The organism is Pseudoalteromonas sp. MMG033, assembly GCF_057197785.1.
The window spans coordinates 1,695,001-1,709,947 of the sequence record NZ_CM170070.1; the positions used below are offsets into that span (position 1 = coordinate 1,695,001).

Below are 14,947 nucleotides of genomic sequence, written 5' to 3' on the forward strand. Positions count from 1 at the left end.
AGGTGGCTGGGACTGTTTATTAAAAACACAGCACTGTGCAAAATCGTAAGATGACGTATACGGTGTGACACCTGCCCGGTGCCGGAAGGTTAATTGATGGGGTTAGCTTAGGCGAAGCTCTTGATCGAAGCCCCGGTAAACGGCGGCCGTAACTATAACGGTCCTAAGGTAGCGAAATTCCTTGTCGGGTAAGTTCCGACCTGCACGAATGGTGTAACCATGGCCACGCTGTCTCCACCCGAGACTCAGTGAAATTGAAATCGCAGTGAAGATGCTGTGTACCCGCGGCTAGACGGAAAGACCCCGTGAACCTTTACTACAGCTTGGCACTGAACATTGACCCTACATGTGTAGGATAGGTGGGAGGCTTTGAAGCACAGTCGCTAGATTGTGTGGAGCCGTCCTTGAAATACCACCCTTGTAGTGTTGATGTTCTAACTTAGGTCCCTAATCGGGATTGAGGACAGTGCCTGGTGGGTAGTTTGACTGGGGCGGTCTCCTCCCAAAGAGTAACGGAGGAGCACGAAGGTTGGCTAAGTACGGTCGGACATCGTACGGTTAGTGTAATGGTAGAAGCCAGCTTAACTGCGAGACAGACACGTCGAGCAGGTACGAAAGTAGGTCATAGTGATCCGGTGGTTCTGAATGGAAGGGCCATCGCTCAACGGATAAAAGGTACTCCGGGGATAACAGGCTGATACCGCCCAAGAGTTCATATCGACGGCGGTGTTTGGCACCTCGATGTCGGCTCATCACATCCTGGGGCTGAAGTCGGTCCCAAGGGTATGGCTGTTCGCCATTTAAAGTGGTACGCGAGCTGGGTTTAGAACGTCGTGAGACAGTTCGGTCCCTATCTGCCGTGGGCGTTTGAGAATTGAGAGGGGCTGCTCCTAGTACGAGAGGACCGGAGTGGACGAACCGCTGGTGTTCGGGTTGTTATGCCAATAGCATTGCCCGGTAGCTACGTTCGGAATCGATAACCGCTGAAAGCATCTAGGGAAGCGAGCCTCGAGATGAGTTCTCACTTTAACTTTAAGTTAACTGAAGGGCCGTTGAAGACTACAACGTTGATAGGCGAGATGTGGAAGTGCTGTGAGGCATTGAGCTAACTCGTACTAATTACCCGTGAGGCTTAACCATACAACGCCAAAGTGGTTTTAAGCTTGTTAGAAGTTAAGAATAGAAGTAGACGATAAGAATTTAATTACGCTTCCAGATTTTAGTAAGGTGTTTTAAACATCTTACACACAGATTTTCCTGGTAAACATAGCATTTTGGAACCACCTGACCCCATGCCGAACTCAGTAGTGAAACGAAATAGCGCCGATGATAGTGTGGGGTTTCCCATGTGAAAGTAGGACATTGCCAGGGCCCAATTAAAGAAACCCGTTGCAGAAATGCGACGGGTTTTTTGCATTTAAGTCCCTTAGCTGTGGTAAAACTAGCTCATCTCACGGTTATATGTTTTAGTGCATTACGTTATTTCTTTGTAGATAGTTCTGGGTTGTCTATTCATCCCTGAAGCTGGGTTCCATCGCGCCAATACATTAATCGGCGCTGTTTAAAATAGCTCATTTCACCTTGCGTAAAGGAAGCTGCGTTCGCTGTCGCTAACCTTTCGCACGATATTCATCTTGTCTGGCTATGTAAATCGTAACTTACCTATATCATAAATGTCCCTATATCTTGAGTGTGTTTAGTAGACACAATATGTGAGACTATTATTAATAATGATATTTGAATTAATGTGATAGCGGAGCACCATTGACTCGATTTAATGATATTTACGACAGAGCCTGTGAACGCAAAGGCGGTGAGGCCAATTTACGCGTGTTATTAAATGAACCACTTAATAATAGTGTGCTTAGTACATACAGTGATGATTTATGGCTAGAAGAGTTTACTAAGAAAATCTTTCAGTCAGGCTTTTATTGGTCGGTAGTCAATGCCAAGTGGGATGGATTTAGGGAGGTTTTTTGGGATTTTTCCGTTGATAAATTACTTTACATGTCTCCTGAAATGTATGAACAGCGCGCTCAGGATGAGCGTATTATTCGTAACTTCAAAAAAGTACAAAGTATCGCTATCAATTGCCATATGATTTATGAGTTGCAACAAGAGCATGGCTCTTTTAGTGAGATGATAGCAAGTTGGCCTAGCGAAGATATAATTAATCTGTGGTTATTGCTTAAAAAGCGAGGTAATCGCTTAGGTGGTAATACAGGGCCATTTGCCTTACGTGCGCTTGGTAAGGACACTTTTTTAATGACAAAAGACGTGGAGACTTATTTGCGTGCAAATGGTGTCATTGATGGTGGACTCCAATCGTTGAAGTCACTAAAAGCAGCACAACAACACTTTAATGAACTTCAACAATCAAGTGGCTTGTCATTGACAGCTCTTAGCCAACTTATTGCCTTTAGTGTTGGTGATAATGTAATTCAGAGTACTTAAATTATGTTTTATTCAAGATATGCCACCATTGGTGAGCAATTTGCTATTCCTGCAGCACCAAATGTTTTTGAGAATGCAAATCTAGCCCTATTTAATACCTCGCTTAACAGTCAACTTGGTTTAAATTGGGACGATGATACCGCATCACTATATTTATCTGGCCAGCAGTCTCTACCTGACTCTCATAGTGTATGCTTAGCATATTCAGGCCATCAATTTGGTCAATTTAATCCTACTTTAGGTGATGGTCGTGCCCATTTGATCGGATCGTTTACTGCGCCGAACGGCGATGTAATCGATCTGCAGTTAAAAGGTTCTGGTGCGACCGTTTTCTCTCGTGGCGGTGATGGCCTATGTGCATTGGGGCCAGCGGTGAGAGAGTTTGTCATGAGTCACGCTTTAACGGCTCTTGGCGTCCCATCGACTCAGTGTCTCGCTGTACTTACAACGGGTCAAACTGTTTACCGCCAAGGGACTTTACCTGGTGCCGTCGTTGCGAGAATTGCTAAGAGCCATATTAGAGTTGGGTCCTTTCAATATCTGGCTTTACAGCAAGATGAGGATGCTATGCTCAAGTTGCTAGAGAGCACAATGAGAGACATGGGGTTAGAAGTTACTGAAAATCGAGACGATAATATTTTCACTTTTTTCCAATATGTATGTGATGCGCAATGCGACTTGATGATTAAGTGGTTGCAGGTAGGCTTCATCCATGGCGTGATGAATACCGATAACACCCTAGTGAACGGCGAAACAATTGACTACGGTCCGTGCGCTATGATGGAAGCATTTTCATTTAATCGTGTATTTAGCTCAATCGATAGGCAAGGCCGCTATGCCTTTGGCCAACAGCCTAATATGGCAAGTTGGAACTGTGGTCGATTAGCTGAATCACTTCTTCTTTTATTCGCAGAAGAGCAACCTGCAATTGAGCGATTCTCAGCTATGTTAGTTGGCTTTTCTGAACGCTTTAATCAAGGCTATCAGCAGTTATGGCGCAATAAATTGGGTTTACTTCAAGCTCAAAAGGGTGATCAAGATTTAGTCACTGAGTTACTTGAACTGATGACAAAGCATCAGCTTGATTATACGAATACTTTTGCATCGCTTACTGCCGCTAAGTTACATAAGCAGCAAGCGCAATTTCCGATCCCCAGTGAGTTGCAAGAGTGGGTTGCTAAGTGGCAAGCAAGTACTGAGCAGTTTAACGATGGTGAAGTTGCCACACTGATGGTGCGACATAACCCGGCAATCATTCCTCGTAATGATTTAGTAGAGGAAGTGATCAATGAATTTTATCAACAGGGCAAAAGCGAATTATTAACACTGTGGCTAGCGGCGTTGAGTTCTCCATATGAATACATCTCTTATCCAGATAAATGGCTGCAATCGCAAGCGAACTCGACTCATTACCAAACTTTTTGTGGTACTTAAATGCAGAATCCAGAGATGACAGGGCCATTAACTTGGAAAGAAATTCAGAGACAGGTGCTCAAACATAAAAAGCCCCTGATCTACGCTCATATCATTGCACTGTTAGCGGCGTTGGTCAGTGTACCTATCCCCTTGATGATGCCCTTATTAGTTGATGAGGTACTCCTAGCAAAACCCGGTGTTGCTGTTGAATTTATGAATGGCTTTTTACCTGCAGAGTGGCATGGAGCAACAGGGTACATACTGGCCATTTTGGTGGCGGTTATGCTAATGCGGATAGGGGCTTTATTATTAGGGGTCGCTCAGTCTCGTCAGTTCACCATTATTGGCAAGGATGTTTCGCTGAATATCCGCCAGCGTTTACTTGGCCACTTATCTCAGGTGAGGCTTAAAGAGTTTGAAACACAAGGTGGTGCAGCGATCAGTTCGCGATGCGTAACTGACATAGAGACGCTAGATGGCTTTATCAGTCAAACGATGTCGCGCTTTTTAATTGGCCTGCTGACGATTATTGGTACGGCGATTGTACTGTTATGGATAGACTTTACACTCGGATTAATTATTTTGACGTTAAACCCGGCTGTGATCTATTTCTCGAGACAATTTGGCAAACAGGTTAAACATTTAACGAAAGAGAAAAACAATGCATTTGAAGCCTTTCAAACAGCATTAGTTGAAACGCTTGATGCTATTGCCCAACTTAAAGCCATGCGCCGTGAACACGGGTACTTTGACAATGTACTCACTGCGGCAAAAGATTTGCGTTATCACTCTGTCCAATCACAATGGAAAACAGATGCTGTTAATCGTTTGAGCTTTACAGTGTTTTTACTCGGGTTTGAGGTATTTCGTGCCATTGCGATGTTAATGGTGGTGTTTTCAGGCCTTTCTGTTGGTCAGATTTTTGCTGTGTTTGGTTACTTGTGGTTCATGATGGGACCTGTCCAGGAAATTCTCAGTATTCAGTACTCTTATTACAGTGCTTCTGCGGCATTACAGAGGTTAAACCAAGTGTTGGACTTTGAGACGGAAACATCGAATGACGCACGTACAGAATCAGCTCAGCAAGTATTCGAAGCAGATAAAATTGGCATTGAATTTAAACAGGTGAGTTTTGAATATAATGAAGGACAGCCTATTTTACATGATGTCAGCATGTATATTCCGAAAGGAAAAAAAGTGGCCTTGGTTGCTGTCTCTGGCGGCGGAAAGTCGACCCTTGTACAGCTTTTATTAGGGCTTTATGAGAAATCCGCAGGAGACATCCTGATCAATGGTATTGCAGCTGAAGACATAGGTTATGACCTAATTAGAGAAAACGCAGTGACTGTGTTACAGCAGCCTATCTTGTTCAACTCGAGTATCAGAGAAAATTTAAGTTTAGGTAAGGCATGCACTGATGAACAGCTTTGGCATGCTTTGGAAATCGCAGAGTTGGCAGACAATGTTAAAGAAATGGACGGACAGCTGGATGCCATTGTTGGTCGTAATGGTGTCAAACTATCGGGTGGCCAAAAGCAGAGACTAGCGATTGCACGTATGGTTGCAGCAGATCCAAAAATGGTGATTTTGGATGAGGCGACTTCGGCGCTCGATGTGGAAACAGAAGCGCGTATCCATAAAAATCTCAATCAATTTTTGAGTGGCCGCACGACTTTGATCATTGCCCACCGGCTTAGCGCAATCCGTCAAGCTGATATTATTTACGTGCTGGATGATGGCTACGTTACTCAGTCAGGCGATCATCGTACATTAGTTGAAGAAGATGGTTTATACCAAGTTTTATTTGGTCATCAAGGCTAGGTTCAGCTTTAATTCTTAACTAAAAATACTTATTTAGTGTTAAGTAATTATTAAGACATCGACTACTATTATCTTGCTATCAAATTAAATAAGTCTGGATTTTAGAGGGAAACAGCGATGAAACTTAAAATGCTAAGCGTAATTGTGGCAATGGCAGCAGCAACGTCTTTACATGCGAAAGAGGTTGAAGAGGGTGTATACCTTGGTGTGTTTGGTGATTACTACAACGCAGATTGGGAGAATATCAGAGGGGTTGGCAACGGTGGAGTTGGCATTGATGACTCCACGGGATGGGGTGCAGAACTTGGTTACAGGTTTAACAAATATTGGAGTGCGCGCATCGAATATGCTGATATGGATTTTGATTTAGAGGGTGCGGGTGTCGGTTCTCAAGATGGTGATCGTCTTGGTATCGATGGTCTTTACCACTTTAATGGCGGCCCTTTTTATGCATTGGCAGGTCTTAAATCGATAGATATTTTTGATAGCAACTTATTTGCTAATGCCGGTGTAGGTTATCGTCATCATTTCACTGATAACTTGGCCGCTAATTTTGAAACAGCAATTTATCAAGGCTTAGAGCGTAGCTATACCGATGTGGGTGCAAAGCTTGGTATCAATTATATGTTTGGTAAGGCGTCAAGTAGTCCGAAAAAAGTTGAGCCAGCACCGCAACCTGCACCTCAGCCAGTTGTGGTTGAAAAGCCTAAAGACAGCGATGGCGATGGCGTATTAGATAGTAAAGATAGATGTGCTAATACACCGATGAGTGATGCAGTCGATGCTGCTGGTTGTAGCTTATATGAAAATAAAGAAGTTACTGTGAGCTTGTTAGTCCGCTTCCCGAATAACAACTCTCAAGTATCTCAGCAGTATTTAGACGATATTAACTCAGTTGTAGAGTTTTTACGTGCACACCCTGAAACAACGGTTGTACTAGAAGGCCATACATCAAGTCTAGGTAAAGCAGATTACAATATGTGGCTATCTAAAAAACGCGCTGATGCCGTTGCGGCGCAGTTGGTCGAAAAAGGCATTGCGCAATCACGTATCTCAACCGTAGGCTATGGTGAAGAGCGCTTAATGGATAACCGTAATACTCAAGAAGCACATACAGCTAACCGCCGTGTTGAAGCAAAGGTTATTTCAGTGGAAAGAGTAAAAGTGAAGAGATAATCTTATTTAATATGGCTGAATAACATTATTGTTCAGCCATTATTGTATATATGCCAACAACCATTCATTCTGTAATTTCTCCCTTACCTCTCCATTCATTACATTGATATTGAGTATCTCTCGATGGTACAACTTGCAAGATTTTCATATTGATAAAAAGCTCTTATAATCAAGTGGCTAGATTAAAAGATAAGCAGTCATAAACAAAACTACTAAAATGCTTATTAAAACACGTCACCAAGAGGATATCACCGTGCTTCAAGAGTATCGAAATCATGTTGAAGAGCGCGCGGCAAAAGGGATAGTACCTAAGCCGTTGGACGCACAGCAAACCGCAGATTTAATTGAGTTAATAAAAGCACCACCGATAGGTGAAGAAGCCTTTCTTTTAGACTTATTGGTCAATCGTGTGCCCCCTGGAGTGGATGATGCTGCTTATATCAAAGCTGGCTTTTTGGCTGCGTTGGCAAAAGGAGGGGCAGTATCACCGCTGATATCTAAGGCTTATGCTGTTGAACTACTGGGCACTATGTTAGGTGGCTATAACATTGCACCTTTGATTGAGTTGTTAGATGAACCAGAGCTTGCCCCTATTGCTGTTAAAGGGTTGTCAAATACCTTATTAATGTTTGATGCATTTTATGATGTAGAGGAAAAAGCAAAGGGCGGTAATGCGTTTGCACAGCAAGTACTTGAGTCATGGGCGCAGGCAGAGTGGTTTACGCAAAAAAACGCAGCTCCTGAGAAAATATCTGTCACGGTATTTAAAGTCACGGGGGAGACCAATACGGATGATCTGTCGCCTGCGCCTGATGCTTGGTCTCGTCCAGATATTCCGTTACATGCGTTAGCTATGTTGAAGCTTGCGCGAGATGGCATATCTCCAGATAAACATGGTGAAATAGGCCCTGTTGCGCAATTAGAAGCATTGCAAAGCAAAGGCCTACCCTTGGCGTATGTCGGCGATGTAGTTGGTACCGGATCTTCAAGAAAGTCAGCAACTAATTCAGTGCTTTGGTTTATGGGAGAAGACATTCCTCATGTCCCGAATAAACGGGCAGGCGGCGTGTGCTTAGGTGGAAAAATTGCCCCAATTTTCTTTAATACGATGGAAGACTCTGGTGCACTGCCGATTGAGCTACCTGTTGAAAAGCTCCACATGGGCGATCAAATTGACATTTATCCTTATCAAGGGGTGGTTAAGCGCTTTGGCACTGACGAGGTGCTCTCGCATTTCACTTTAAAATCGGATGTTATTTTAGACGAGGTTCAAGCAGGTGGGCGTATTCCACTTATCATTGGTCGAGGTCTAACAGACAAAGCACGAGCGTCACTTGGCCTAGACGCAGAAACTATTTTCAAAAAACCAGCACAAGCAGATGATACTGGCAAAGGCTATACGCTAGCACAAAAAATGGTAGGTAAAGCCTGTGGCGTTACAGGGGTTAGACCAGGCCAATATTGTGAGCCGACAATGACCACGGTTGGCTCGCAAGACACTACTGGGCCGATGACCCGAGATGAGCTGAAAGATTTAGCCTGCCTTGGTTTTTCAGCGGATTTAACCATGCAATCTTTTTGTCATACCTCCGCTTATCCAAAGCCCATTGATGTAAATACTCATCATACTTTGCCGGATTTTATGATGAATCGCGGCGGGGTGTCGTTGCGACCGGGAGATGGTGTGATCCACTCTTGGATCAACCGTATGCTTTTACCTGACACGGTGGGGACTGGTGGTGATTCACATACCCGCTTCCCTTTAGGAATTTCTTTTCCGGCAGGCTCTGGTGCAGTTGCCTTTGCCGCTGCCACAGGTGTTATGCCTTTGGACATGCCTGAGTCTGTACTTGTGCGCTTTAAGGGCGAGATGCAAGCTGGGATCACATTGCGAGATCTAGTACATGCCATCCCGCTCTACGCGATTAAGCAAGGGCTACTTACTGTCGAGAAAAAAGGCAAAGTCAATGAGTTTTCAGGCCGTATTCTTGAAATTGAAGGGGTTGAGCATTTGACGGTTGAGCAAGCCTTTGAGTTGTCAGATGCGTCAGCTGAGCGATCTGCGGCTGGGTGTACTGTAAAGCTGTCACAGTCCTCTGTTGAAGAGTATTTGAATTCCAATATTGTGATGTTGAAGTGGATGATCTCAGAGGGCTATGGAGAGGTGCGTACAATAGAGCGCCGGATTGCAAAAATGCAGGCATGGCTCGAATATCCGCAGCTTATGGTTGCTGATAGTGATGCTGAATACGCCCATGTACTTGAGATTGACTTAAACGACATTAAAGAACCAATTTTATGTGCGCCGAATGACCCGGATGATGCTCGTTTGCTGTCTACCGTACAAAACGAAGAGATCAATGAGGTCTTTATAGGCTCTTGTATGACCAATATTGGCCACTTTCGTGCTGCCGGTAAATTACTTGATAACTTTAGTGGTCAGTTACCTACGCGCATGTGGATAGCGCCACCGACCAAAATGGACAAAGATCAGCTCACAGATGAAGGGTATTATGGTATTTATGGTCGAGTTGGTGCGCGTATTGAAACACCGGGGTGCTCTTTGTGTATGGGGAATCAGGCGAGAGTGGCAGATAAGGCGACTGTGGTCTCAACATCAACCCGTAACTTCCCCAATCGGTTAGGCACAGGGGCAAATGTATTCTTGGCCTCAGCAGAACTGGCGGCAGTCGCTGCGATCATAGGTCGCTTGCCGACACCGGATGAGTATCAAGAATATGCGACGAAAATTAACGCGACAGCTGCGGATACTTATCGTTATTTGAATTTCCACAAAATGTCACATTACACAAAGAAAGCAGACAGTGTGATCATTCAACAAGCGGTATAATTGCTTAAAAAAGCTCGTAATTTACGAGCTTTTTTCCACGCTTTTGATAATTCTATTCCTTCTAAACGATGCTGTTAAGCTCACCTATGTCCTTGACTATAAAGACCTCTGTACTAATGTTTATATCATTCACTGATGTCTAGTCGTCAGTGTAAATTTGTTTCTATAACCTGTATGCAAGGAAGAGGAATGTGGTGCCTTGTGATACAAGACAACAACATTATCGGGGAAAGTCATGAAATATACTCTTGCCTTACTGGGGATGTTTAGTAGTTATACGTTTGCAGCAGCACCTCTACCTTCTTATAGCGAAGTCCGTTTAGGGTTTGAAAGCATCGACTATAGTGAATCCTTAGCGGATGTCGCTGGTTTTGGACAATTGTCTCAATCAATTTCAGTTACTAACCCAGCGGTGAGGCAGTTGTCGTATACAGGTATAGATGAGCGTTGGGGATTTTACATTGGCAGTGCTGCGACCATCTCCACGGAAATCGATCAGGAGGTATGGTCATTAAAAGACTTTGGCGCTATCCAGCAAAATGATTTTAAGGTTAAAGCTAATGAGTTGGCATTTACCGCAGCGTATAATTATCAACGTGCTGTTCAGCTTACATTTGGCATGAAAATATTCACCTCGAGTTTTACCCGCTCTAACTTTAAATTTGTTAACCCCGGCGCAACGCGATTTGATGATGCGCTAAAAGCATTGCCACGCGAGGAAGGCGATCCAGTCCCCCGTTTTGATTTGCCAGGACAAACGAAAGATGGTGATGATGTTCTACAAGATAACCCAGCTTCACTATTGCCTGTCATCTCAGTCACAGAGGATCAAATGGGGTTGTTGGCTACCTTAGGTGCCCGTTACGATAGCAAACTTACTCATCCTGAAGAAAAACTCAGCTGGTATATCGAAGGCGAATTGAGTACACCGGTATATAGTCGTATTCAGAACACCCAATTTGAGACAACAACACTCACGGATACTTTTAACGGTTGGGGTGTAATGGCCAGAACGGGGGTCAGATATCAGCTAGTTGAGCATATTGCGGTGATGTTTGGTGTCGATGCGTACTACAAAGAGCGAGATACGGTGACAGAAGAAGTGAACGGTCGACGTTTGCGTGTCCCTGAAATAGAGTATACTAATGTCTCTCTGACCGCAGGATTACAATGGAGTTACTAATGCGAATGAAGTTTGGCTTAGTGTTTGGGGCTGTGTTATTAAACATAACGGGGTGTAAAACACTGGATTCAGTGCAATCAATAGGAGGGTCTTCCCCCTCTAATGAACAAGTACAAGCGGCATATAGTCGTGCCGAAGCTGCTTATCAGGAAGCACAGCAGGCAATGTACTTGGCTAACACTGAGTCATTGATTGACTATGACCGTGTACGCGTTCAAAAAGCGCAAAAAGAATGGCAGGAACTTGAGGAAAGTTTTGCTGATTTAAAAGCGAAGCCATTTGAAGCGCTAGATAGTGCCTCGTTCTTTTCTTCTCAAACTGTCAGCGGTGAGATTATTGAACTTAGCCAAGAGGTGCTGGCTTTAATAGGTGGGGCACAGGCGGCAAAGAACTTGATTTTATCTGTTTTAGAGCCGGTTCGTTCTCACTTTGCAGTGCTAGATAAATTTGCAGCGCAAGAGCACTTTCCTATTCGATATCGCAAATTAAATGAGACCCATAAAAAATATCGTGCGATGCTAGTTGATGGCAAGCAGCCCGAAGTTGAAGCTGAGCTGGCTGATTTTAATGCCCAGTTAACGGCATTAGAAGTCAGTGCTGTTGAGCGTTATTACTTAGGTGAAATCTTGTCACAATTGCGTACTATTTCGGCATCGCCAAAGGCTAAGGTATTGCCTAGCGTTGCGCTAGATGCGAGTAACACCAGTGAATATGCCAAGGTATATATTCGAAATAACGTCCGTGACTATGAGCAGATTGAAGAAAAGGTGCGTCTAGCTAAATTGCAGCTGCTTAGAGTAGGTAGTCTTTATCAAGAGCATCTTGCACGTAAAGAGGCGCTGCAAAATAATAAAGTTGAGGCCCAACTACTTGAATTGGAAAGTCATTTATTGGCCTTAACGGAAAAAGCGGGACTAGGTGATTTACGTCATTTGAGCTTTGCTGAGCAATTGTCTGCTGTGAAGGATAAGCTCTAATTTAACTGCAATTTTGAATGAGGTGTTAGACCGGTTTATTTTGGCTTAACACCTTTTATGCAATAAATATTCATGCACAGTGTGTGCGTGATTAAGCAAAAAAACATCTCCCACATTTAGATGTGCTAGTTACCAAATTTAAAACATTTAGCATTTTTAATCTAACATATGTTTTTATTGGGTATATTTATTCTTGTTTTTTGATAAAAACAAGTTATTCAAAATCAAAATTTCCATCCAAATAGATTAAGATCTCTGCCAATTTTACATCTACAGGCAAGAGTAAGCATGACAGCAGTAAACAACCAGAATTTGCTTCAACTTCGTTTTATTCAACAATCACATATTGATTCAGTTAAACCGTTTTTTTCGCGTTTGCCAGATAACCCTTATGCCGATGGTGCATTTCGCAAACGCCGTTACTCAGTATTGAAGTTTGCCGAAGGTAATGTGTCTATCCAGCCGACAAAAGCGTTCGTACAAGATGATTCGATTAACCACTTTCAAGGTAATGTGGAACGCGTGTATGAAAACTTAGAGGCGGAATTATTGCAGAGCGATGGTTTTAAGCACCTGCTGTCTGAGTTTAAAGCAATGACAGGTGTTGCAGATGATGCAGATATTGAAGTACATCAGTTTAGAATGTTGGCGATAGAGAGCGATACACCACCTGCACCAGAAGGTATTCACCAAGATGGCTTTGATCATGTATGTGTATGCGGTGTGTCTCATGAAAACATTGCTGGTGGTGAGCTCCTTGTCTATGAGCATAAAGAAGCGGAGCCATGTTTTAAGATGGAAATAAAAGATGGCCTATTTGCACTTGTGAATGATCGTGAAGTTTGGCATAACGCCACTCCGATGAATAAACTCAATGCCGACCAAGTTGGCTACTTAGATTGTTTTGTATTTACAGCATAAAGAGGTCCACATGAACTTAATGCCAATCCGCCGTCAGTTTCCCGCTTTAATGCAGGAAGTTTCTGGTGTTTCACCAATATTTTTAGATGGCCCGGGTGGCTCACAAGTACCGCAGTCGGTCTTAAGTGCAATGTCTGCATATCTAGGTTATTTTAATTCAAACCTAGGTGGTGCGTTTTTTTCGAGTGATAAAACCGTTGAGCTAATGAGCCGCGCAAGACAGTCAGTTGCACAGCTGCTCAATGCGCCAAGTAGTGATCAAATTGTCTTTGGTGCGAATATGACGAGCTTAACGTTCAGTTTTAGTCGTGCAATATCAAGGCAGTGGCAAGCTGGAGATGAAGTGATTGTGACCAACGCGGATCACTATTCAAATGTATCTTCTTGGCGTCAAGCGGCTGAGGACAAAGGTGCTAAAGTGCATGCTTTGCGCATCAATGAATCAGATTGCACACTTGATCTGGAGCACTATGCGTCGTTACTTAACAGCAACACTAAGCTGGTGGCTGTGACGTATGCATCAAATACCACAGGCTCAATTAACGACATTAAGCAGATCATTGCTATGGCACACGAAGTGGGTGCTCTGGTATATGTCGATGCCGTTCATTTTGCACCTCATGAACTGATTGATGTACAAGCATTAGATTGTGACTTCTTAGCGTGTTCAGCTTATAAATTCTTTGGTCCACATGTTGGTATTGTTTATGGTAAGCGTGAACATCTTGAAGGTTTTACACCTTATAAAGTGGAGCCTGCAAAAGACGTGATCCCTGGACGTTGGGAAACGGGCACACAGAGCTTTGAAGGTTTGGCAGGTGTTATCGCTGCGATTGAATACATTGCCTCTTTGAGTGACTTGCCAGAGTCTGAGCCATTACGAGTGAGATTAGAGCAAGCATTTGCGAATTCAAAAGCACATGAAATGGCTTTGAGTCAGCACTTTTTAACACGACTTGGTGAATTTCCGCAGATCAAACTGTTCGGAATTGACGACTTATCTCGCCTGAGCGAGCGTACACCGACATTCGCATTGACGTTTGAAGGTTTAGAACCACGCAAAGTGTCAGAGTTTCTAGGTCAGCACCATGTGTGTGTATGGGATGGGAACTTTTATGCGCAGGGCTTGTGTGAGCAATTAGGTGTGATGGACAAAGGCGGTGTAGTGCGCATTGGCTGTATGCATTACAACACCATTGAAGAGTTAGACAGACTGTTCGAATTGTTCACAGAACTGCTCAATTAAATTCAACAAACAAGGATGCGTCAGCATCCTTTTTTAGTTGGATAAGAACAATTTCAATGCTGAAGCAAAACATTTTACTATGTCATACCTAGCAGAGCGTGTGTAATGAAATAATGTACGGATTGAAATCATTGATTTTAAACTGAGTTGGTGGTTATTTATTAATCAGAGGCGTGGTCGCCCTATTAAAAATAAGTACAACATAAAAAGGAAATAATGATGAAAATCACATTGAATAAACGTTCGGTTAAGAAATTATCTACTAACAATAAAGCGTTAAACCCTGAGCAAACACCTAATGTAGCGGGTGGTATGTACGCAAGCTCACCACATGTACCTGGTTGTATTTCTTACAACGGTTGGACATGTAACTCTATGTATAACTGTTAAGCAGTTATTGACTACAGGGCTTTAGTGAGCGCTGTAGTCATTATGAGCAGCTTAGAGTTTTTCTTCGATAAAATGATTGAGCTTGTGAATACGCTCACTCATGCCAGCAATAATTTTGTCTTTGATTTTTTCTCTTATCACCGCCGGTAATTTGGTAAGTGCCTCAGAAGTGATGGCCAATACGATAGTATCTGATATGGCCTGAGCACTGGTGCTGCGTTCTCGATTTGATATGAATGCGCCTTCACCGACAAACTCACCGGGCCCTACATGGCCAATATCTATATGACTTTTCTCGGCGAAAATTCGTAGTTCGCCAGTTAAAATAATGTATAAGCGACTATCTTGCTCAAAACGTTTAAATGCGTAGCGATCTTTGCTGATTAAATATAAATGGCTGAACGACTCTAACAAAACCTGCCGCTCAGCGAGCGTGAACTCAGAAAAAAAGTCTAAGCGGTTGATGATTTCTAGTTGTTTTATCGTCGTGATGTTTTCTAGCAGCTTCATGC

Annotated in this window: 11 protein-coding genes and 2 rRNA genes (1 of these 13 cut by a window edge); 12 read left to right on the forward strand and 1 reads right to left on the reverse strand. The window is 43.3% G+C overall.

From position 1 onward, the window contains the following. The 12 genes from AC2CZC_RS07445 to AC2CZC_RS07500 form a co-directional block, all read left to right on the forward strand. A 23S ribosomal RNA gene (locus tag AC2CZC_RS07445) occupies positions 1–1,140 on the forward strand (it extends 1,738 nt beyond the left edge of the window). 116 nt (positions 1,141–1,256) lie between these two features. Then, positions 1,257–1,371: ribosomal RNA gene (gene rrf / locus AC2CZC_RS07450) — 5S ribosomal RNA — on the forward strand. A 393-nt stretch (positions 1,372–1,764) separates the two neighbouring features. Continuing rightward, on the forward strand, positions 1,765–2,454 hold the full coding sequence (locus tag AC2CZC_RS07455; RefSeq protein ID WP_484584357.1) for a DNA-3-methyladenine glycosylase I: 690 nt from the start codon (positions 1,765–1,767) through the stop codon (positions 2,452–2,454). Between the two features lie 3 nt (positions 2,455–2,457). Beyond that, positions 2,458–3,888 carry a protein adenylyltransferase SelO gene (locus AC2CZC_RS07460; protein WP_484584358.1) on the forward strand — a complete coding sequence of 477 codons (1,431 nt, stop codon included), beginning with the start codon at positions 2,458–2,460 and terminating at the stop codon, positions 3,886–3,888. Then, positions 3,889–5,691 (forward strand): ABC transporter ATP-binding protein, encoded by a 1,803-nt coding sequence (locus AC2CZC_RS07465; protein WP_247686936.1) that lies wholly within the window; start codon positions 3,889–3,891, stop codon positions 5,689–5,691. Between the two features lie 117 nt (positions 5,692–5,808). Continuing rightward, a complete protein-coding gene (locus tag AC2CZC_RS07470; RefSeq protein ID WP_237135697.1) occupies positions 5,809–6,867 on the forward strand; it encodes an OmpA family protein in 1,059 nt (352 codons plus the stop codon). Positions 6,868–7,120: 253 nt separating this feature from the next. Then, on the forward strand, positions 7,121–9,718 hold the full coding sequence (gene acnB, locus AC2CZC_RS07475; RefSeq protein ID WP_484584858.1) for a bifunctional aconitate hydratase 2/2-methylisocitrate dehydratase: 2,598 nt from the start codon (positions 7,121–7,123) through the stop codon (positions 9,716–9,718). Positions 9,719–9,953: 235 nt separating this feature from the next. Beyond that, positions 9,954–10,901 (forward strand): autotransporter outer membrane beta-barrel domain-containing protein, encoded by a 948-nt coding sequence (locus AC2CZC_RS07480; protein WP_484584359.1) that lies wholly within the window; start codon positions 9,954–9,956, stop codon positions 10,899–10,901. Then, positions 10,901–11,878 carry a hypothetical protein gene (locus AC2CZC_RS07485; RefSeq protein ID WP_484584360.1) on the forward strand — a complete coding sequence of 326 codons (978 nt, stop codon included), beginning with the start codon at positions 10,901–10,903 and terminating at the stop codon, positions 11,876–11,878. The genes AC2CZC_RS07480 and AC2CZC_RS07485 overlap by 1 nt, the downstream gene beginning before the upstream one ends. Positions 11,879–12,166: 288 nt before the next feature. Further along, positions 12,167–12,799 carry a 2OG-Fe dioxygenase family protein gene (locus AC2CZC_RS07490; protein ID WP_284021802.1) on the forward strand — a complete coding sequence of 211 codons (633 nt, stop codon included), beginning with the start codon at positions 12,167–12,169 and terminating at the stop codon, positions 12,797–12,799. 10 nt (positions 12,800–12,809) lie between these two features. Beyond that, positions 12,810–14,045 carry a cysteine desulfurase-like protein gene (locus AC2CZC_RS07495; protein WP_484584361.1) on the forward strand — a complete coding sequence of 412 codons (1,236 nt, stop codon included), beginning with the start codon at positions 12,810–12,812 and terminating at the stop codon, positions 14,043–14,045. A 216-nt stretch (positions 14,046–14,261) separates the two neighbouring features. Further along, positions 14,262–14,435, forward strand: a complete 174-nt coding sequence (locus AC2CZC_RS07500) for a hypothetical protein (protein ID WP_237135692.1) — start codon at positions 14,262–14,264, stop codon at positions 14,433–14,435. Between the two features lie 51 nt (positions 14,436–14,486). Here AC2CZC_RS07500 and AC2CZC_RS07505 read toward each other — a convergent pair whose 3' ends face one another. Further along, positions 14,487–14,945 (reverse strand): Crp/Fnr family transcriptional regulator, encoded by a 459-nt coding sequence (locus AC2CZC_RS07505; RefSeq protein ID WP_046358425.1) that lies wholly within the window; start codon positions 14,943–14,945, stop codon positions 14,487–14,489. Positions 14,946–14,947 lie beyond the last annotated feature (2 nt).

Coding starts and splice junctions, on each gene's coding strand:
- AC2CZC_RS07470 (WP_237135697.1), top strand. CDS start 5,809: ATGAAACTTAAAATGCTAAGCGTAATTGTGGCAATGGCAGCAGCAACG.
- AC2CZC_RS07500 (WP_237135692.1), top strand. CDS start 14,262: ATGATGAAAATCACATTGAATAAACGTTCGGTTAAGAAATTATCTACT.
- AC2CZC_RS07485 (WP_484584360.1), top strand. CDS start 10,901: ATGCGAATGAAGTTTGGCTTAGTGTTTGGGGCTGTGTTATTAAACATA.
- AC2CZC_RS07505 (WP_046358425.1), bottom strand. CDS start 14,945: ATGAAGCTGCTAGAAAACATCACGACGATAAAACAACTAGAAATCATC.
- AC2CZC_RS07480 (WP_484584359.1), top strand. CDS start 9,954: ATGAAATATACTCTTGCCTTACTGGGGATGTTTAGTAGTTATACGTTT.
- AC2CZC_RS07460 (WP_484584358.1), top strand. CDS start 2,458: ATGTTTTATTCAAGATATGCCACCATTGGTGAGCAATTTGCTATTCCT.
- AC2CZC_RS07495 (WP_484584361.1), top strand. CDS start 12,810: ATGAACTTAATGCCAATCCGCCGTCAGTTTCCCGCTTTAATGCAGGAA.
- AC2CZC_RS07465 (WP_247686936.1), top strand. CDS start 3,889: ATGCAGAATCCAGAGATGACAGGGCCATTAACTTGGAAAGAAATTCAG.
- AC2CZC_RS07490 (WP_284021802.1), top strand. CDS start 12,167: ATGACAGCAGTAAACAACCAGAATTTGCTTCAACTTCGTTTTATTCAA.